We start from the raw sequence: 17604 nt of genomic DNA on the forward strand, positions 1-17604 counted from the left end.
ATAACGGCAACACCCCCACCATTAAACCGCTCGCCGCCGACCATCCAGCCGCGCCCATTCATCGGCCCGTATCACCGGCTCGAAATGACAGGCCGGCTCATACGCGGCGCGCACCGCATCGGCCTGGGTTTCAAGCAGTCCGGCCAGCGTCAGCCGGCTCCCCACAGCCAGCGCATCGATCAGCCGTGGCGCCAGCGACTGCAGAATACCCGCCAGGATATTGGCCAGCACACGGTCCGCCACCGGCAGCGCCGCCGCCGGCCCGAGCACCTCAAGCCGATCCTCCACCCCGTTGCGCCGGGCGTTGTCCCGGGTGGCCGTCAGCGCCTGCGGATCATTATCCACCGCCACCACCCGCCGGGCGCCCAGACGCAGCGCGGCAATGGCCAGCAGCCCCGATCCACAGCCATAGTCGATCACCGTCTCGTCCAACGGCGGATCGGCGGCCAGTGCCTCCAGGCACAGGGCGGTGCTCGGGTGCGTGCCTGTCCCGAACGCCAGCCCCGGATCGAGCCGGATATTGACCGCTTCGGGCACCGGCGGCTCGAGCCCGCCGGGCACCACCCAGAGTCTCCCGCCAAAGCACTGCGGCTGGAAGTGCTCGAGCCAGGCGCGCTCCCAGGCCTGATCGGCGATCTCGGCGGTGCGCCAGCCCGACGGATCCCCGCCGAGGGCCTCGGCCAGCGCCGCGCGCACCGCATCGACATCGCTGTCCGCGGGGAACAGTGCCTCCACCCGCAGCCAGTCCCAGAGCCGGGTCTCGCCCGGCGGCGGTTCAAGCACCGCCGCGCTGCCCGGTGCCTCGGCCCAGGTGATCGCCTCGGCCCCGGCCGCCTCGAGCACCGCCTCGAGCGACTCCGCCTGATCGGCGGTCACCTCGAACGCCACCTGGCGGGCGGACATGGTCAGCGGTGTTCGCCGGGCTGCCAGAGTACGTCGCCACCGGCTTCGCGATTGGCATCGCGGGCCAGCACGAACAGATAGTCCGACAGCCGGTTGAGATAGCGCAGGACGTTCTCGTTGATCGGTGTGGTCACCGCCAGGGCCGCCGTCTCGCGCTCGGCCCGCCGTGCCACGGTGCGGGCATGATGCAGATGCGCGGCGGCGGGACTGCCCGCGGGCAGCACGAACGAGCGCAGCGTCTCAAGATGGGCATTGACCCGGTCGATTTCCCCTTCCAGCCACTCGGTCTGGCCGGTGGCGACCCGCAGCGGCTCGAAGGGCGGATCCTCCTGCTCGGGCGTGCACAGGTCGGCCCCCACGTCGAACAGGTCGTTCTGGATGCGGGTCAGGGCCGCCTCAAGATCGCCGCCGGCGTGCAGCCGGCAGATCCCCAGCAGGGCATTGAGCTCGTCGACCGTGCCATAGGCGGTGACCCGCGGATCGGTCTTGGCGACGCGGCTGCCGTCGCCGAGGCCGGTCTGGCCGGTATCACCGGTGCGGGTGTAGATGCGCGTGAGCTTGACCATGCGGATCAGCCGCCGAACCGCTGGATGGAATCGTTGATCTCGGCAACCGCGGCTTCCCGGTCCTTCCAGCCGTTCACCCGCACCCACTTGCCGGGCTCCAGGTCCTTGTAGCGCTCAAAGAAATGGCTGATCTGCTCGAGCAGCAACGGCGGCAGGTCCTCCGGCGCATTCACGGCATCGTAGATCGGCGTGAGCTTGCTGATCGGCACGCACAGCAGCTTGGCATCCTCGCCACCCTCGTCGGTCATCTCGAGCACGCCGACGGGCCGGCAGCGGATCACCGAACCGACGGCCAGCGGAAAGGGCGTGACCACCAGGGCGTCCAGCGGGTCACCGTCGCCACAGAGGGTATCGGGGATATAGCCATAGTTGGCCGGGTAGTGCATCGAGGTGCCCATGAACCGATCCACCATGATGGCCCCGGAGTCCTTGTCCACCTCGTACTTGATGGGATCGGCATTGGCCGGGATCTCGATGATGATGTTGATGTCGTCCGGCAGGTTCTTGCCGGCGCCGATGCCCTCGTAGGCCATGGAAACCTCCTCGTGTGGATGATGCGGATGGCGGCAGTATACGCGGCGGCCGGGCCCGGGTCAGTCCCTGAACGGCGGGCAGCGGGGCGCCACGCGCTCCGCGCGCAGGTGGACGTGCTCGGGCAGTCCGTCGCGGTAGGGCGGATAGTCCTCGCCGGCGATCAGCGGGCGCAGGTACCGCAGCGCCGCCTCGGTCACGAACAGGTTGTCGGCGTCGATATACTCCGCCGGCATCCGTGCCTCGCGGTTGGCCACATCCGCCAGCGGCACCTGGCCGATGTGCCAGCGATAGGGCGCGTCGGCGTCGCGGACGATGGTCGGCATGACCGCATTGTGCCCGGCCACGGCGCACTCCACCGCGGCCCGCCCCAGGGCATGGGCCTGCTCGACATCGGTGGCTGAGGCGATGTGCCGGGCGGCGCGCTGCAGATAATCGGCAATGGCGTAGTGATATTTATAGCCGAGGCGCTCGCGCACCATCGCCGCAATGGCCGGGGCCACGCCCCCCAGCTGGGCATGGCCGAAGGCATCCCGGGTGCCCTGGTCGGCGACGAACCGGCCGTCGGCGGTGCGCAGCCCCTCGGAGACCACCACCACGCAATAGCCGATCCGCTCGACACACGCGCGGACCCGCTCCAGAAAGCGCGCCGCATCCAGCGCCACCTCGGGCAGCAGAATGACGTGCGGCGGGGCCTCCTCGTGGTCGCGGGCCAGTGCCGACGCCGCCGCGATCCAGCCGGCATGCCGCCCCATGGTCTCGAGGATGAACACCCGCGTCGATGTCTCCGCCATGGACGCCACATCCAGCCCGGCCTCGCGAGTGGCCACGGCGATGTACTTGGCCACCGAGCCAAAACCCGGGCAGGTATCGGTGCCGGGCAGGTCATTGTCGACGGTCTTGGGCACGCCGATGCAGGTGATCGGATAACCCATGGCCTCGCCGAGCTGCGAGACCTTGTGGGCGGTGTCCTGCGAGTCCCCACCGCCGTTGTAGAAGAAATAACCGATGTCGTGGGCGCGGAAGACCTCGATGAGCCGCTCGTACTCGGCGCGGTTCTCGTCCAGGCCCTTCAGCTTGTAGCGCGCCGAGCCAAAGGCCCCGCCGGGGGTATAGCGCAGGGCGGCGATGCTCTCGGCCGATTCCCGGCCAGTGTCGATGAGCTGCTCATCCAGCGCCCCCAGGATGCCGTTGACGCCGGCATAAACGGTGTTGATGGCCTCGGGATGGTCCCGGGCGGCCTCGATCACGCCGGCGGCGCTGGCATTGATCACCGCAGTGACGCCGCCCGACTGGGCATAGAAGGCATTTCTGGCAGGCATGTGGACTCCCCTTCCCCGTGTTTTGCGGGAGTCTATCAAGCGCCGGGCGCTGCAGCCTCATGCAGATAGTCACGGCACAGCGGGACCGCGGTCTGATCCATCGCCAGCTGGATCTGGAAGACCACCAGACCGCGATGATGGAAGGCCGCCTCGCTGGCGGCCAGATAGAACTCCCACATGCGACAGAAGCGCTCGCCCTTCTCGGCCGCCACCCGCTCGCGCACCGCCTGGAAGCGCTCGTACCAGGCCGCCAGGGTGTAGGCATAGTGCAGGCGCAGGACCTCGAGATCGGTCACTCCGATCTGCTGGCGTTCGATCGCGGCACTGGTCTCGGACAGCGAGGGGATGTAACCGCCGGGGAAGATATAGCGACGGATCCACGGGTTGGTCACCCCGGGCCGCCCGAGCCGGCCGATGGTGTGCAGCAGCGCCACGCCGTCGGCGGTCAGATGGTCGCGCAGCCCGGCAAAGAAGGTGTCGTAGTAGCGCGCCCCGACGTGCTCGAACATGCCCACGCTGACGATGCGCTCAAAGCGCTCGGGGACGTCGCGATAGTCCTGGATGCGGATTTCCACGCGGTCTTCGCAGCCGTGCTCACGCACGCGATCGCGGGCCACCCGGGCCTGCTCTTCGGACAGCGTCAGTCCGACCACCTCGACACCGGCCTGTTCGGCCAGCTCGATGGCAAGACCGCCCCAGCCGCAGCCGATGTCCAGCACCCGCTGTCCCGGCCTGAGGCAGAGCTTGCGGCGGATCAGGGCACGCTTCGCCGCCTGCGCCGACTCCAGGTCGGTGACACCCGGCGGCCAGTAGGCGCAGGAGTACTGCATGTCGGTATCAAGAAAGCAGCGGAACAGCCACTCGTCGATGTCGTAGTGATGAGCCACATTGCGCCGGCTTGCCGCGCGCCGGTTCCACTGCTGGAGCGGACGCAGCACCGAGGTCATCAACCGCCTGCCGCCTCCGGCCTCGGCGCCGTCGAAATTGCCCATCAGCACGGCCAGCAGGGTGCGCAGGTCCGGGGTGCTCCAGCCGCCTTCCATGTAGGTCTGACCCAGCATGAAGTCGGGATCCGCCGGCACCCGCCGCTCGACCTGCGGGTCGTGGATGGTCAGCCGCGCCGCGGGCTCAGCGCGGCCGAACTGGCGGGTCTCACCCTCGCGGCGCTCCAGCGTCAGGCTGCCGGTGTGGATGCCTTCACCGAATAGATGGTCAAGCATGGAGTCCCTCCCTCGCGACGCGGCCCGAATTACTCGTTAACATGCATGCAACCGCAATCGGGTCGCCACGTACAAGCCCACTGCCCTGATCCGCCCGCCACGGACGAGTCGAAACACCATGTCACAGCGCACCACCCTGCAGACCCTGACCGCCCTTGTACTGCTGCGCGCCGGCCCGCAGGACCTGCCGTTTTCAACCGGTCTGATGGGCGCCGCCATTGCCGCGACGGCCGTCATCAACGTGCCGATCATCCAGCGCTTTACCCCCGATACCAGCGCCCTGCTGCAGATCAGCCTGCTGGCGGTCTATAACCTCGCGTTTCTGGGGGTCGTCCTGTGGCTCACCGGCAGAGGGCCCCGTTTCATCCAGAGTGCGACGGCCCTGTTCGGCGCCGATGCGGTGATTTCGCTGGTGGGCCTGCCGGTGCTCATGCTGATCGGCCGCCCGGACGAGGCCAGTGCCCTGGGCGCGCTGGCCTTCCTCGGCCTGCTGGTGTGGAACATCGCCGTGGTCAGCCACATCTTTCGGGCAACCCTGGAATGGGCGACGCCCCTCAGTCTGGGGCTGACCCTTGCTTATATCTTTGGCGGCAGTGCCTTCGTGCGCATGGCGGCCGGGCTATGAGTCATGTCCACATCCTGGGCATTGGCGGGACGTTCATGGCCGGCCTCGCCGTGCTCGCCCGCGAGGCCGGCTACCGCGTGACCGGTCAGGATGGCCCACTGTATCCACCCATGAGCGATGTCCTCGCGCGCGCCGGCGTCGAGGTCCATACCGGCTATGAGCGGCTCGTGCATGCCGATGACGCCGATCAAGTGATAATCGGCAACGCCCTGTCACGCGGCAACGCGGCGGTGGAGGCGGTGCTCGACCGCGGTCTCGACTACGACTCGGGGCCGGCCTGGCTGGCCCGGCACATCCTCCGCGGGCGCTGGGTCATCGCCGTGGCCGGCACCCACGGCAAGACCACCACCGCCAGCCTGGTGGCCTGGCTGCTGGAAGCGGCCGGCCTCGAGCCGGGCTTCCTGATCGGTGGCGTGCCCGAGAACTTCGCCACACCGGCGCGCCTCGGCCGCTCGCCTTTCTTTGTCGTCGAGGCGGATGAATACGACACCGCCTTTTTCGATAAGCGCTCGAAGTTCGTGCATTTTCGCCCGCGGACCCTGGTCCTGAACAACCTGGAGTTTGATCACGCCGACATCTTCGCCGATCTCGCCGCGATCAAGCGCCAGTTCCATCATCTGCTACGCACGGTACCCGGCACCGGCGGCATCGTGGTGAACGCCGATGACGCCGCCCTGGCGGACGTCCTGGCGGCGGGCTGCTGGAGCGGGACGATCCGCTTTGGCCAGGGCGACGACTGCGACTTCCCCCTGCATGCCGCCGCCGATGGCTGGCAGCTGGGGGACTGGCACTGGCGCGCGCCGCTGCCCGGCCGGCACAACGCCATGAACACCGCCGCCGCCCTGCTTGCAGCGCGCCATGCCGGCCTGTCCATGGCCGATGGCATCGCCGCACTGGCCGGCTTCCGGGGTGTCCGCCGGCGTCTGCAACGGCGTGGCGAGGCCGCTGGTGTCGAGGTTCTGGATGATTTCGCCCATCACCCCACGGCCATTGCAGCCACCCTCGAGGCCCTCGCCACCGACACCCGGCCCGGGCGGCTGATCGTGGTGCTCGAGCCCCGCTCCAACACCATGCGCCAGGGGGTCCACCAGCACCGCCTGGGCGATGCCCTTGAGGCGGCGGATCAGGCCTTCGTCCTGGCAGCGCCCGATCTGGACTGGGATGTCGGCGCCGCGCTCGCCCCGCTCGGCGCCCGTGGCCATTGGCGCGCCGACCTGCAGGCCCTGATTGACGCGATCCTTGCCGCCGTTCAGCCCGGCGATCGGGTGGTGGTCATGAGCAATGGCGGCTTCGGTGGCATCCACGAGCGACTGCTCGCCGGACTCGCCAGCAGCGCATCCACCTGCGCGGGATCGGGTCGGTAGCGGCGCAGTCGTGGCAACAGGACACCGGGCTTGATCACGGCCCGTTCCAGATCGATCAGCCAGAGCCGCTCACCGTCATCGGCCCGCGCCTGCCAGGCCCGCAGCACCCAGCGCTGACGGGCATTCTCACCCACGCTTATCCAGACATGGTCGGGGCGATGGCCGGCATGCCAGCGCGGCAGCACCGGCAGTCGGGCGGCATCGGGCCGCGGGCTGATCCAGCGCAGCGCGCTCTGCCAGCGCCACGCCGGCGGCGATGTCCAGCCCGGCTCCGGCGGTTGCCAGTCGCTGGCTTCAATGACCGCGACGAACGGCGCCGCCGGGCCGGCGAGGCCCAGCCGCTGACTGGCGGGCTCAGGCCATGGTGATCCGGGCGGATAGCGGTCCAGCGGATCCGGCCAATCCAGCACGGCCGCACCGGCGGCGGCCAGGACCAGCACGCCCGCCGACACGCTCACCGCTGCCGGAAACCGCGGTGGACGGCGCTTGCCCGTGGCGGCCAGAGCGGGCAGCGCGCCCAGCACCACGCCCAGACTGATCCCCGCCACCAGATCCATCGGCCAATGCACCCCCAGCACCAGCCGCGACCCGGCCACTGCCGCCACCCCCACACCCGCCAGCGCCATCAACCCGCGGTAGGGCCCACGCGCGGACAGCGGCAGCAGCGTCAGCCAGGCGGTGACAAGCGCCGCGATCGCGGCGGCATGCACACTGGGGTAGGCGCCACTCCAGCCGGCCGTGCCGGTCAGCGCGGCAGGCCGCGGCAACCCCAGCCCATGCTTGAGCGCCAGTCCCAGGGCAACGGCCAGCAACACGCCCAGCAGGGCATGCACCGCACGGCGAGCCTGGCCCTGCCAGGCCAGCAGCGCGGCCAGTGCCAGGGTGGCGAGGGCAATCGGCAGGCTGCCACCGGCCTGAGTCAGCCACCAGGCGAACGCCTGCAGGGATTCGCTGCGCTGGGCATCAAACAGCGCGACCGCCCCGCGCTCCCAGCCTGCCGGCGCGGGGGCGAGGACCGCCCGGGACAGCGTCGCGATCACCCCCAGCAGGGCCAGCCACCACAGCCAGCCCTCGCGGTGGCGCAGCGCCCGGACGGCGGCATGCGGTCCATGCAGCCAACGGCGCCAGTCACCCGGCGGCGGATGACGGCCGATGGCCCGCGCCACCCGGTTGCCCAGCAGGCGCAGCGGCCGATCGATACGCGGGATCAACCAGCGCAGCAGCAGAAATCCCCCAAACCCCAGGGCCAGCCACGCCACCAACCGCCCCATGACCTCCATGGCCAGGGCCAGCGACGCGCCAAAAACGATCCCCGGGAGCAGATAGGCGGGTGCCCAGCCGATGGCCGAGCCCACATTGGCCAGCAGGAACCGCCCTGGCGGCATCCCCAGCATCCCCACCACGGCCGGGATCACCGGGCGCACCGGACCGATGAAGCGACCCAGCACCACGCTCTTGCCGCCGTGGCGCAGGAACAGCTGCTCGGCCCGATCCATGGCCTGGGGATAGCGTCGCACCAGCGGCAGGGTGCGCAGCTGATCACGGTAATGGCGGCCCAGCCAGTAACTGAGTGAATCACCGACGATGGCGCCGGCCATGGCCCATAGCAGCATGGGCAGGATCGCGATATTGCTGCCGCCCACCGCCGCGCCGGCGAGGAACATCAGCACGGCACCGGGGACGATCAGCCCGACCAGCGCCAGCGACTCAGTCAACGCAATCAGGCCAATGATCACCCCGGCCCAGCCGGGGTTGACCGAGAGCCACTCGAACAGTGGCTCAAGCGCTGATTCGAGACTGCTCACAGATCGGCGAACACCTGCTCAGCGGCATCCAGGGTATGCCGAAGCGCCGCCTCGTCATGGGCGGTGGAGACAAAGCCCGCCTCGAAGGCCGACGGGGCCAGATAGACACCCGCATCGAGCATGCCGTGGAAAAAGCGCACGAAGCGATCGCCATCACAGGCGGCGACATCCTCGAAGCCCACCACCGAATCGCGGTCGGTGAAGAACAGGCCGAACATGGTCCCGGCCTGATGGGTCCTGAGCGCCACGCCGGCACGGGCGGCCCGGTCCCGCAGGCCCTCGAGCAGCCGGGCGGTCCATGCCTCGGCCTCAGCATGCACACCCGGCCGGGCAAGCTCGGTGAGGGTGGTCAGGCCGCTGGCCATGGCCAGCGGATTGCCGGACAGCGTGCCCGCCTGATAGACCGGCCCGGTGGGCGCCAGCCAGTCCATGATCTCAGCGCGCCCGCCGAGGGCCGCCGTGGGCAGGCCGCCGCCGATGACCTTGCCCAGACAGGTCAGATCCGGATGGATGCCGTACCAGGCCTGGGCACCCCCCAGCGAGGCGCGGAAGCCGCTCATCACCTCGTCAAAGACCAGCAGCGCGCCGGTGTCATCGCAGACATCCCGCAGCCCCTGCAGGAACTCGGGCAGCGCCGGCACACAGTTCATATTGCCGGACACCGGTTCGACCAGTATCGCGGCGAGGCTGTCGCCGTATTCGGCCACCAGCTGCCGGACGCTGTCGATGTCGTTGTAGGGGGCGGTCAGGGTGGTCTCGGTGACCGCCGCCGGAACCCCCGGTGAGCCGGGAATCCCCAGCGTCAGCACCCCCGAACCGGCCTCCACCAGCAGCGCATCGACATGGCCGTGGTAGTTGCCGCGAAACTTCAGTACCCGGTCACGGCCGGTGTAGCCGCGGGCCAGGCGCACCGCGCTCATGCAGGCCTCGGTGCCGGAGTTGACCATGCGCAGGCGCTCCATGCCGGGCATGATCGCCTGGACCTTTCTGGCCAGCTCGGTTTCAAGCTCGGTGGGGGCGCCAAAACTGGTGCCATTGGCGGCGGTCTGCGCAATGGCATCCACCACCGCCGGGTGGGCATGACCAATGGCGAGGGGGCCATAGGAGAGCACGTAATCGACATACTGTCGGCCATCGACGTCCTCGATCCATGCCCCCTGACCGCGGCGCATGAACACGGGGGTACCACCGACGGCCCGGAACGCGCGCACCGCCGAGTTCACGCCCCCGACCAGATACTGGTTCGCCTCCTCGAAAAGCGCTTCGGATCGATTCGTCATGAATTCTCCGCGTGTTGTTTGGGTGGGCTCAGGCCGCCGGGCCGAAGCCCCGGTCAATCAGGGTGGCGGTGGCGGCCTCGATGTCCGGCGCCGCCGATATCGCTTCGACCACGGCCACGGCGTCGGCCCCGGCCGCCGTCACCTCGGCGATGTTACCGGCGTTGATGCCGCCGATCGCCACCAGCGGGCGGTCCGTGAAGGCCCGCGCCTCGCGGAACACCGACAGCGGCGCCAGTGCCGACTCGGGCTTGGTCGGTGACGGGTAGAGGCTGCCGAACGCCAGGTAATCGGCCCCGGCCTCAGCGGCCGCCCGGGCCCGGTCAAGATCGGCATAGCAGGACACGCCGATCAGGCGGTCCGGCCCCAGCGCCGCGCGGGCCGCCGCCACATCGCCATCGTCCCGGCCCAGATGAACGCCGTCCGCCGCCACCGCCCGGGCCAGCGCAATGTCGTCGTTGACGATGAAACAGGCACCGACGGCCCGGCACCGGGCGGCCAGCGCCGCCGCTTCGTGCCGCCGGCGCTCGGTGTCATCGGACTTGTCGCGATACTGGACCACCCGGACACCGCCGCGCAGCGCGGCGGCCACCGCCGTCTCCAAGGGCACGGGCGGCGGCCGGCGGGCGTCAGTGACCATGTAGAGCCCGGTGATCGGACCGGTCATGATCAGATCTCGATCATCTCGAAATCGGACTTGCCGGCCCCGCACTCGGGACACACGAAGTCATCGGGGATGTCTTCCCAGCGGGTTCCCGGCTCGATGCCCTCATCCGGCAGACCGTCTTCCTCTTCGTAGATCCAGCCGCACACCACGCACATCCAAGAGCGGTATTCCATCGCACCCATCTCCAGTCATTTCTGAGTAGATCGTCCAGCGTATCAAGCCATTGGGACACGGACCACGCCCGTGTCGATCCCGCCATCGGCGCGCAGATCCAGCCAGCGAAAGCCGGGCGCCGCGGGGACCGTCGTAAAGCGCGGCGTGCCCGCCAGGAACTGCGCCGCCGTGGCCGGCGTCGTTAGCATGCGCCGGTCGCGCCAACGGCCATCGAACGCCGTGTGCACATGCCCGCAGATCATCCCGCGAACCCGCGGATCGGCCGCGACCCGCTCCAGCAGCGCCTCCGGCTCAGCCAGCCCGATGGCATCGAGCCACGGCGTTCCCACCGGCAGAGGCGGGTGGTGCAGCGCGATCAGGCACCACCGCGTGGCCAACCCGGCCAGTGCCGCGTCCAGCGCCGCCAGCTCATCGGCGCCCAGCCGGCCCGGGACCTCGCCCACCTGCAGCGAGTCGAGGCTGATCAGGGTCCAGTCCCCCACCGACAGGGTCCGACCGGCGTTGACGGCCTCCCCGGCGAACACCGACTGCAGCGGTTCGCGGGCGTCGTGGTTGCCGGGCATCACCCGGACGGGTCGGCCAAACGCCTCCAGGATTCCGCGCAGGCGCTCATAGGCCACGACGGCGCCGTCGTGGACCAGATCGCCGGTATGGACAACCGCTTCAGCGGACGCCAGCCACGGCTGCATGGCCGCGGTCACCGCCCGCAGCCGCGCCTCGGGGATCACGCCGGCATGCTCGGCGGCGGGGTCCGCGAACAGGTGGGTGTCGGTGATCTGCAAAAGCCGCGGGCCATTGGCCGGGGCCACCGTCATGTCCCGCCGTCCCCGTGCACCCACAGCTGGCTGAACCAGAAGTAGCGTCCCTCGCCATCCGGCGCGGTGCAGTTGTAACGCGTCCGCCCCACCGGGATCGGTGCTTTTCCCTGCACCTCGAAGCGCCGATCGGCCTCGAGCCATTCCGGGGTCAGCCGCTCGCCGCGGTAGTAGCAGGCCAGCTGCCCGGCCCGCAGGTCCGGGGTCGGCGCCAGGGTCAGCGAGAGCGCCGGCGCCGGGCGCGACCCGCGCACCGGATCCAGTGGCGCCTGCTCGATCACCGGCAGCGCCCGCGAGCGCACCTTGACCCGAAACCGGTCCATTGCGGCATAGCGCTCGTTGAACGAGTGCCGCGGCAGGGCCAGCGAGTTGGAATGGATACCGATGGCGCCCGACTGCTGGCCGAACGCCACAAACCCCAGTTCGGCCACTTCATCCATCAGCTCGAGACTGTATTCGCCATAGGGATAGGCCAGCAGCGGCGGCGACTGATGGACGGCGTCGCCCAGCTCGTCGCGCAGGCTGGCCCGGGCGTCCAACAGATCGGTGCGCACGCGATCGCGCCAGCGGGGCCGGGTCTCGCCGTCGCGCCGGTGGAACAGCGCGGCATGCGAGCGCGAGTGATTGGCGAAACGCACCCCCTGCGCCGCGAGTCCGCGCATCCGCTCCCAGCTCATGTGCCCCGCCTGACCGGCATTCACCGGCTCGGTGTTGACGAACACCGTGTACGGAAAGCCCCGGGCCTCGAGCATGGGATGGGCGGTCTCGCCAACACTGCGATAGCCATCGTCAAAGGTGATGGCCACCGTGCGCGGCGGCAGCGGCCGATTGGCCTCCAGGGCCTCGACGACCCGGGTCAGCGGCACCACGTTGAACCCCTCGGTCTCGAGGTAATCCAGATGCGCCCGGAACTGCGCCTCGGTGACGTTGGTGCTGGGGTGATCCGCGTTGCCGACGCGGTGATACATCAGCACCGAGGCCACGGTCTCGGGCGTGGGTGCCGGCGACTGTGCCGCCGCCGACCCCAGGCCACTGACCAGCATCAGCGCCAGCGCAAGGCACCGCAGCCGGTCCACCGGCCAGCGCCGGGCGGCGCGCTCAGAACTGCAGATTGAATCCGGCAAAGACGCCATCATCAAAGTCCCGGTCCGAGCCCCCGTCATCAAAGCTCAGCTCGATTTTGCGGTAGCCGAGATACACCGCCGCATCCTCGAGCACCTTGAACTCGCCCCGCACCGAGTACTCCTGATAGCCATCGATGTCACTCACCGTGGTCGCCGAAGGGGCAAAGTAGACGCCGCCGGCCACTGCCGCCCGGTTGTACATCGGCAGCGTCCAGCGGGCCTTCGCGCCCACCGCCAGCGCCGCACCGGTGGCGTCGCGCGGGTCATCGCGGGCATAGGCAAGCTTGCCACCCACGCCGACCAGCAGGGCGTCGCGGCCGGGCTCGGGCTGGTCGACCAGGTGCAGGTTGGCCTCGGCGATGTCGCCATCGTCGTCGTGATGCAGCAGGGCGGCGCCGGCCTCGAGCCCCTCCGGCGGCAGCATCCGGGTATAGCCCAGCTGGGCGGCGTCGCTGCTGACATTGAAGTCGAGCGTATCGGCGGCCACCGGCAGGCTCAGGGCCACCCCGATCAGCACGCCCGGAATCCCTTTATGCATCATCATCGATCCTGTCCTTCCGCTTGAGGGTTCTGCCCTGAATGATACACCGAGATCCGCGCCTCGACAGGGGCCTGACATGGTCGCAGCCGCCCGGGAGTGGGATAATAACCCCATGACGATGATCGAAACCCTCAGACAGCAGCTCGGCGACGCGGCCGTGATCGCGCCGGGCCCGGCGATGGCCGGCTATCTCGAAGAGCGCCGCGGGCTGTTCGCCCAGCGGCCGGCGCAGGCGGTGGTGCGCCCAGCGGACACCCGCGGGGTCGCTACGTGCGTGCGCATCGCCGCTGAATACGGGGCCGGCATCGTGCCCCAGGGCGGCAACACCGGGCTCTGCGGCGGCGCCGCCACCACCCATCCCGATGGGCTGATCCTGTCACTCGAGCGGCTCGACCGCATCCGCGCCGTCGACGCCGACAACTTCACGCTGACCGCCGAGGCCGGCTGCACCCTGAGCGCCCTGCAGACCGCCGCCGCCGATGTCGGGCGGCTGTTTCCACTCAGTTACGCCGCTGAAAACGACTGCCAGATCGGCGGTAACCTGGCCACCAACGCCGGCGGCATGAACGTGCTGCGCTATGGCAACGCCCGCGACCTGGCGCTGGGGCTGGAAGTGGTGCTGGCCGACGGCCGGATCTGGGATGGACTGCGGACCCTGCGCAAGGACAACAGCGGCTATGACCTGAAGGATCTTTTCATTGGCGCCGAGGGGACGCTGGGGATCATCACCGCCGCCAGCCTCAAGCTGTTTCCCGCGGTGCGCGAGCGGGCCACGGCGATTGTCGGGCTGGACAGCGCGACGGCCGCGGTCTCGCTGTTCGCCCGCCTGCGTGCGGCCAGTGGCGATACCATCACCAGCTGCGAGCTGATGGGGCGCGGGCCACTGGGCCTCGCCCTCGAGCACGCCGCCGATTGCCACGAGCCACTGCCGGAACGGTTTCCCTGGTATCTGCTGGTGGAACTGACCAGCAGTGCCCCGGCGGCGGCGCTGGACACCCGCCTCGAGCAGGCCCTGCAGGCGGACGATGCCGGCGCGGGGGATTACCGCATCGCCCCGGATGCCGCCACGGCGGCGGATTTCTGGCGGCTGCGCAACAGCATCCCCGGCGCGCAGAAAGGCGCCGGGGCGAGCATCAAGAACGACGTCTCGGTGCCGGTGGCCGACATCCCCGCGTTCATCGAGGCCGCCAGCGCTGCGGTGACCGAGGCCTGCCCGGGGGTGCGCCCCTGCGCCTTCGGCCACATCGGTGACGGCAACATCCACTTCAACCTGACCCGGCCTGTGGCCACCAGCGACGAGGCGTTTCTGGCCCAGTGGGGGGCCCTGACCCGGCGCGTGCACGACATCGCCATGCAGTACCGCGGCTCGTTCGCCGCCGAGCACGGTGTGGGGCAACTCAAACCCGGCGAGGTGGCGCGGCTGAAATCGCCGGTGGAGCAGGATCTGATGCGCCAGCTCAAGGCCGCCTTCGACCCCGCCGACCGCCTCAATCCCGGCAAGGTGGTGCCGCCGTCGGGGTGACTCAGCGCGAGGCGTCGCGCCGGCGCATCAGCCGCGCGGCATAGAAGCTGCCCACCGCGGGGGCGAAGGTGAGCGCGGTGGTCAGCCAGATCACCGCGTTGCCCGGGTCGAGCAGCAGACCGATGGTTGCCGGGCCGATCTTCATCCACAGCGCCCCGATACCGATCACCACGATGTTCAGCGCGAGGGCCAGGAACACCCAGCCCAGGGTTCGCAGCAGGCGCGGCAGATCATTCATGACGGGGCATCCTCGAGTGCCGCGACCACCGGGTCGCCCAGCGTGATCCGACCCGGCTCCACCACCCGCGCGATGATCCCGCCGTGCCCGCGCATGGCGTTATAGCCCCCGCTACCCAGCGACTGCTCCATGAACGAGCAGGGGTCACAGGTGCCGGTGCCCTCAAGGCACACGGCGCCCACCCGGAAGGACTCGCCGCGCAGGGCGTACAGATTGATGCCGCTGACCACCAGGTTGCGGCGGGTGATGGCCGGATCAATGGCGGGGTGGCCGCTGAGCGCGGCGATCACCGGCAGATGCTCGGCCTGGATGAGCGTGACCGCACGTTTGCCGCTGCGCCCGGCGTAGCGATCGCCCACCAGCCCCGTGGCGTCAACCGCCACCGATTCGGGCTTTTCCATGGGCGCATGCCGGGCCGGCCGCAGACCGATCCACTCGAGCCGCCCGGCCCGGGGATACTGGCTCATGAGCGTGCGCAGTGTCGTCGTCATGTGCGGATCATACCCCGATTGGCGGCGCCCGGTGGAGAGCCGCCAGGTCGTTGGCCAGGGCGACGGTGGCCGCCGGCGGAATCGGGCCGATGGGCGCCAGATTGATGTCCAGTGCCGGCGCCGCCCGCCCATGGGCGCGCTGATGGGCGACGATCTGCGCCCAGGCGTGGCGTATCTGCTCGAGCGAGCGGGCCAGCACCTGCGCGTCATCGGCGGTCAGCCAGTCGTACAGGGCATCCGAGACCGTTACTCCCAGCCACAGCAGAAAGCGCAGATTGCGGGCGTTGCGGATGGGACAGAACGCCAGCAGGATCTCGGGCGGCAGCGCCGCGCGGGCGGCCAGGGTATCCAGCAGGGCCGTGAAGGCCTCGGGCTCATAGAGGATCTGGGTGGTGAAAAAGTCCGCGCCGGCCGCGGTCTTCGCAGCGAGCCGCTCCGCCTCGTCATGCCGCGAGGGAATGCAGATATTGCCGATGCGCAGCGACTCGACCCGGCTGCGCTCGCGCAGCAGGCCATTGGCCCGGGTCACGCCGGGGCCGGGGTAGCGCACCGAATGGCGCCCGCCGCCCACCAGCACGAACCGCCGGATGCCATAGGCCTCCCAGGTCTCATTGACCCAGTCCACCAGCGCCTGCTCGCTGGCATGGTGCACCACCACGTGATTGATCATCGACTCCACACCCAGGCGCTCGTGCAGCACCCGCGCCAGATCCCGTGGCGCCATGCGCGGCGCGAACGGCTGCCGACGCTCGCCCTGATCGCTGCGCGACGGCTCCTCATGGATCTCGGGGATGTTCACGACATCGATGGGGCAGGCGGTCTGCACCCGGGCCACCTTCTCGACCACCGCCTCAATCGCGGCTTCACCCCGATGGAGTTCGGGCGGAACGGCCTCCAGCACGGTTTTCACGGATCACTTCCCTGGCTGATGCGACGAATGAACGGCCAAGCAGTCTCGGGCGCCCCCCGTCTGGCGTCAAGTCGCCGGCATTCGTCCGCCGCCCGGGGATGTTAATCTGCCCCCCGAACACACGAGGACACAATCATGAACCGAATCATACGCAGCCTGGTGCTGCTCGGACTGGTCAGCCTCCTGGCCGCCTGCAGCCAGGGCACGCAGAACCTGCGCCTGTCGCCGCAACCGCCGGCCACCGATCCGGTCACCGACAGTGATCGCGGGATCGCCCTGCAGGTGGTCGACAATCGCAGCCAGTCGGATCTGGGGATTCTCGAGAACCCCAACCGCAGCATCATCCGACTGGTGGCCGCCCAGGATCTCGCCTACACCGTGCAGCTGGCCGCCGCCGAGGGCCTGCGCGGCTACGGCTTCCGCCCCACGCTGTGGGATGGTGCGGGTGAGCCGCGCCTGGAGATCGGCATCGAGACACTGAGCCATGATGTGGCCGTCGGCGTGCCCTATGAGCTGACCACCCGCATCACGCTGGACGCGGTGGCCGTCGCCGGGGGCGAGCGCTTCACCAGTCAGGCGCAGACCACCCGGACCCGGCAGCGCGTCCTGCCGCCCAACGCCAAGGCCAATGCCGAGGCCGTTGATGCCGCCATCACCGAGGCCCTCGACCGGCTGCTGAATGCCGAACTGGCCGCGTTCCTCGCCGACCGTGAATAGCCGGGCGTCCACGGAGCTGTCTGACGAGCGCGCGGCGGGGCTACCGACACCGCGCGCCGACTGGGCGCTGTTCCTCGACTTTGACGGGACACTGGTGGAGATCGCCGAGCACCCTGAGGCGGTCCATGTCCCGGCGCAGCTCATCGGACTGCTCGATGCCCTGGTGCAGAGCCTCGATGGCGCGGTGGCTATCGTCTCGGGACGGCCCCTGGAAGGACTCGATGCGCTGCTGGGCGGGGCACTGCCGGCGGTGGCCGGGCTGCATGGCCTCGAGCGCCGCAGCCCCGGCGGCCAAATCCATCGCCCCGCTGATCGACGCGCCGAACTGGACGGCCTGCGGCAGGCGCTGGAGGCCTTCGCCGGCGAGCATCCCGGGGCCCACGTCGAGGACAAGGGCAACGCCATCGCCCTGCATTATCGCGGCGATCCCGCGCTCGAGCGCCCCGCCCGGGCGCTGGTCGAGCATCACTGCGAGTCCCTGGGGGAGTCATTCCGGCTGCAATCCGGCAAGCAGGTACTCGAGGTAGGCCCGGCCGGGCATGACAAGGGCACCGTCATCGAGGCCTTCATGGCCGAGCCGCCCTTCCACGGCCGGATACCGGTCTGTCTGGGGGATGACGTGACCGACGAGGACGCCTTTGCCGCCGTCAACCGCCTTGGCGGCCACTCGATCCGCATCGGCACCGACCGACCCACCGCGGCCAGCCATGCGCTGGCATCCGTCAACGAGGCTTATCAATGGCTCAACCGGCTGCCCCGACACCTTCGCCCGATTCAATAGATCTTGAACTG

At 69.6% G+C, this 17604-nt stretch carries 20 protein-coding genes; 5 read left to right on the top strand and 15 right to left on the bottom strand.

What is annotated here, in order from left to right; genetic code table 11:
• Positions 1 to 21 precede the first annotated feature (21 nt).
• The 5 genes from prmA to BBH56_RS07910 are packed head-to-tail and all read right to left on the bottom strand — an operon-like array spanning position 22 to position 4542.
• Positions 22 to 903 carry a 50S ribosomal protein L11 methyltransferase gene (gene prmA / locus BBH56_RS07890; protein ID WP_148122476.1) on the bottom strand — a complete coding sequence of 294 codons (882 nt, stop codon included), beginning with the start codon at positions 901 to 903 and terminating at the stop codon, positions 22 to 24.
• A 2-nt stretch (positions 904 to 905) separates the two neighbouring features.
• Entirely contained in the window at positions 906 to 1469 is a 564-nt protein-coding gene (locus BBH56_RS07895; protein WP_069134349.1) for a cob(I)yrinic acid a,c-diamide adenosyltransferase, read from the bottom strand.
• Between the two features lie 5 nt (positions 1470 to 1474).
• Complete coding sequence (gene ppa, locus BBH56_RS07900) at positions 1475 to 2002, bottom strand: inorganic diphosphatase (protein WP_148122478.1); 528 nt, start codon at positions 2000 to 2002, stop codon at positions 1475 to 1477.
• Between the two features lie 60 nt (positions 2003 to 2062).
• Positions 2063 to 3322: a 6-phosphofructokinase gene (locus tag BBH56_RS07905; protein ID WP_148122479.1), complete on the bottom strand. Its 1260-nt coding sequence runs from the start codon at positions 3320 to 3322 to the stop codon at positions 2063 to 2065.
• A gap of 35 nt (positions 3323 to 3357) precedes the next feature.
• Positions 3358 to 4542, bottom strand: coding sequence for an SAM-dependent methyltransferase (locus BBH56_RS07910; protein ID WP_148122480.1), 1185 nt, complete (start codon positions 4540 to 4542; stop codon positions 3358 to 3360).
• Positions 4543 to 4660: 118 nt separating this feature from the next.
• On the opposite strand from BBH56_RS07910, the gene BBH56_RS07915 reads away from it, so the two are divergent.
• Both BBH56_RS07915 and mpl read left to right on the top strand, forming a co-directional pair.
• Positions 4661 to 5167, top strand: a complete 507-nt coding sequence (locus tag BBH56_RS07915; RefSeq protein ID WP_069134353.1) for a hypothetical protein — start codon at positions 4661 to 4663, stop codon at positions 5165 to 5167.
• Positions 5164 to 6531, top strand: coding sequence for a UDP-N-acetylmuramate:L-alanyl-gamma-D-glutamyl-meso-diaminopimelate ligase (mpl, locus tag BBH56_RS07920; RefSeq protein WP_148122481.1), 1368 nt, complete (start codon positions 5164 to 5166; stop codon positions 6529 to 6531). Before BBH56_RS07915 ends, mpl begins: the two co-directional genes overlap by 4 nt.
• On the opposite strand, the gene BBH56_RS07925 is transcribed toward mpl, so the two are convergent.
• Genes BBH56_RS07925 through BBH56_RS07955 form a run of 7 tightly spaced genes read right to left on the bottom strand, consistent with a single transcriptional unit; the run spans position 6417 to position 12937 of the window.
• A complete protein-coding gene (locus tag BBH56_RS07925) occupies positions 6417 to 8336 on the bottom strand; it encodes a VTT domain-containing protein (protein WP_148122483.1) in 1920 nt (639 codons plus the stop codon). The genes mpl and BBH56_RS07925 overlap by 115 nt on opposite strands.
• A complete protein-coding gene (gene hemL / locus BBH56_RS07930; RefSeq protein WP_148122484.1) occupies positions 8333 to 9616 on the bottom strand; it encodes a glutamate-1-semialdehyde 2,1-aminomutase in 1284 nt (427 codons plus the stop codon). Before hemL ends, BBH56_RS07925 begins: the two co-directional genes overlap by 4 nt.
• A gap of 28 nt (positions 9617 to 9644) precedes the next feature.
• Positions 9645 to 10280 carry a thiamine phosphate synthase gene (thiE, locus tag BBH56_RS07935; protein ID WP_148122486.1) on the bottom strand — a complete coding sequence of 212 codons (636 nt, stop codon included), beginning with the start codon at positions 10278 to 10280 and terminating at the stop codon, positions 9645 to 9647.
• 2 nt (positions 10281 to 10282) lie between these two features.
• The gene (locus BBH56_RS07940; RefSeq protein ID WP_041381874.1) at positions 10283 to 10453 is read right to left on the bottom strand and encodes a rubredoxin; all 171 of its coding nucleotides are present in this window, start codon (positions 10451 to 10453) and stop codon (positions 10283 to 10285) included.
• 42 nt (positions 10454 to 10495) lie between these two features.
• Positions 10496 to 11269, bottom strand: a complete 774-nt coding sequence (locus tag BBH56_RS07945; RefSeq protein WP_157809130.1) for a metallophosphoesterase — start codon at positions 11267 to 11269, stop codon at positions 10496 to 10498.
• Complete coding sequence (locus BBH56_RS07950) at positions 11266 to 12393, bottom strand: polysaccharide deacetylase family protein (protein ID WP_198515209.1); 1128 nt, start codon at positions 12391 to 12393, stop codon at positions 11266 to 11268. The genes BBH56_RS07945 and BBH56_RS07950 overlap by 4 nt, the downstream gene beginning before the upstream one ends.
• The gene (locus BBH56_RS07955) at positions 12368 to 12937 is read right to left on the bottom strand and encodes a YfaZ family outer membrane protein (RefSeq protein WP_157809131.1); all 570 of its coding nucleotides are present in this window, start codon (positions 12935 to 12937) and stop codon (positions 12368 to 12370) included. The genes BBH56_RS07950 and BBH56_RS07955 overlap by 26 nt, the downstream gene beginning before the upstream one ends.
• A gap of 109 nt (positions 12938 to 13046) precedes the next feature.
• Between BBH56_RS07955 and BBH56_RS07960 the strand changes: the two genes are divergently transcribed.
• The gene (locus BBH56_RS07960) at positions 13047 to 14456 is read left to right on the top strand and encodes an FAD-binding oxidoreductase (RefSeq protein ID WP_148122491.1); all 1410 of its coding nucleotides are present in this window, start codon (positions 13047 to 13049) and stop codon (positions 14454 to 14456) included.
• Between the two features lies 1 nt (position 14457).
• Here the strand turns inward: BBH56_RS07960 and BBH56_RS07965 are convergent, their stop codons facing one another.
• The 3 genes from BBH56_RS07965 to BBH56_RS07975 are packed head-to-tail and all read right to left on the bottom strand — an operon-like array spanning position 14458 to position 16095.
• The gene (locus BBH56_RS07965; protein WP_069134362.1) at positions 14458 to 14694 is read right to left on the bottom strand and encodes a hypothetical protein; all 237 of its coding nucleotides are present in this window, start codon (positions 14692 to 14694) and stop codon (positions 14458 to 14460) included.
• Positions 14691 to 15185, bottom strand: coding sequence for an MOSC domain-containing protein (locus tag BBH56_RS07970; protein WP_069134363.1), 495 nt, complete (start codon positions 15183 to 15185; stop codon positions 14691 to 14693). The genes BBH56_RS07965 and BBH56_RS07970 overlap by 4 nt, the downstream gene beginning before the upstream one ends.
• Positions 15186 to 15192: 7 nt before the next feature.
• The gene (locus BBH56_RS07975; protein WP_148122492.1) at positions 15193 to 16095 is read right to left on the bottom strand and encodes a mycobacterial-type methylenetetrahydrofolate reductase; all 903 of its coding nucleotides are present in this window, start codon (positions 16093 to 16095) and stop codon (positions 15193 to 15195) included.
• 135 nt (positions 16096 to 16230) lie between these two features.
• Between BBH56_RS07975 and BBH56_RS07980 the strand changes: the two genes are divergently transcribed.
• Positions 16231 to 16812 carry a YajG family lipoprotein gene (locus BBH56_RS07980; RefSeq protein ID WP_083217718.1) on the top strand — a complete coding sequence of 194 codons (582 nt, stop codon included), beginning with the start codon at positions 16231 to 16233 and terminating at the stop codon, positions 16810 to 16812.
• Complete coding sequence (gene otsB / locus BBH56_RS07985) at positions 16805 to 17593, top strand: trehalose-phosphatase (RefSeq protein ID WP_157809132.1); 789 nt, start codon at positions 16805 to 16807, stop codon at positions 17591 to 17593. Before BBH56_RS07980 ends, otsB begins: the two co-directional genes overlap by 8 nt.
• Positions 17594 to 17604 lie beyond the last annotated feature (11 nt).

It is taken from the genome of Spiribacter roseus, assembly GCF_002813635.1.
Lineage (GTDB): Bacteria > Pseudomonadota > Gammaproteobacteria > Nitrococcales > Nitrococcaceae > Spiribacter > Spiribacter roseus.

Coding starts and splice junctions, on each gene's coding strand:
- prmA (WP_148122476.1), bottom strand. CDS start 903: ATGTCCGCCCGCCAGGTGGCGTTCGAGGTGACCGCCGATCAGGCGGAG.
- BBH56_RS07895 (WP_069134349.1), bottom strand. CDS start 1,469: ATGGTCAAGCTCACGCGCATCTACACCCGCACCGGTGATACCGGCCAG.
- ppa (WP_148122478.1), bottom strand. CDS start 2,002: ATGGCCTACGAGGGCATCGGCGCCGGCAAGAACCTGCCGGACGACATC.
- BBH56_RS07905 (WP_148122479.1), bottom strand. CDS start 3,322: ATGCCTGCCAGAAATGCCTTCTATGCCCAGTCGGGCGGCGTCACTGCG.
- BBH56_RS07910 (WP_148122480.1), bottom strand. CDS start 4,542: ATGCTTGACCATCTATTCGGTGAAGGCATCCACACCGGCAGCCTGACG.
- BBH56_RS07915 (WP_069134353.1), top strand. CDS start 4,661: ATGTCACAGCGCACCACCCTGCAGACCCTGACCGCCCTTGTACTGCTG.
- mpl (WP_148122481.1), top strand. CDS start 5,164: ATGAGTCATGTCCACATCCTGGGCATTGGCGGGACGTTCATGGCCGGC.
- hemL (WP_148122484.1), bottom strand. CDS start 9,616: ATGACGAATCGATCCGAAGCGCTTTTCGAGGAGGCGAACCAGTATCTG.
- thiE (WP_148122486.1), bottom strand. CDS start 10,280: ATGACCGGTCCGATCACCGGGCTCTACATGGTCACTGACGCCCGCCGG.
- BBH56_RS07940 (WP_041381874.1), bottom strand. CDS start 10,453: ATGGAATACCGCTCTTGGATGTGCGTGGTGTGCGGCTGGATCTACGAA.
- BBH56_RS07945 (WP_157809130.1), bottom strand. CDS start 11,269: ATGACGGTGGCCCCGGCCAATGGCCCGCGGCTTTTGCAGATCACCGAC.
- BBH56_RS07955 (WP_157809131.1), bottom strand. CDS start 12,937: ATGATGATGCATAAAGGGATTCCGGGCGTGCTGATCGGGGTGGCCCTG.
- BBH56_RS07960 (WP_148122491.1), top strand. CDS start 13,047: ATGACGATGATCGAAACCCTCAGACAGCAGCTCGGCGACGCGGCCGTG.
- BBH56_RS07965 (WP_069134362.1), bottom strand. CDS start 14,694: ATGAATGATCTGCCGCGCCTGCTGCGAACCCTGGGCTGGGTGTTCCTG.
- BBH56_RS07970 (WP_069134363.1), bottom strand. CDS start 15,185: ATGACGACGACACTGCGCACGCTCATGAGCCAGTATCCCCGGGCCGGG.
- BBH56_RS07980 (WP_083217718.1), top strand. CDS start 16,231: ATGAACCGAATCATACGCAGCCTGGTGCTGCTCGGACTGGTCAGCCTC.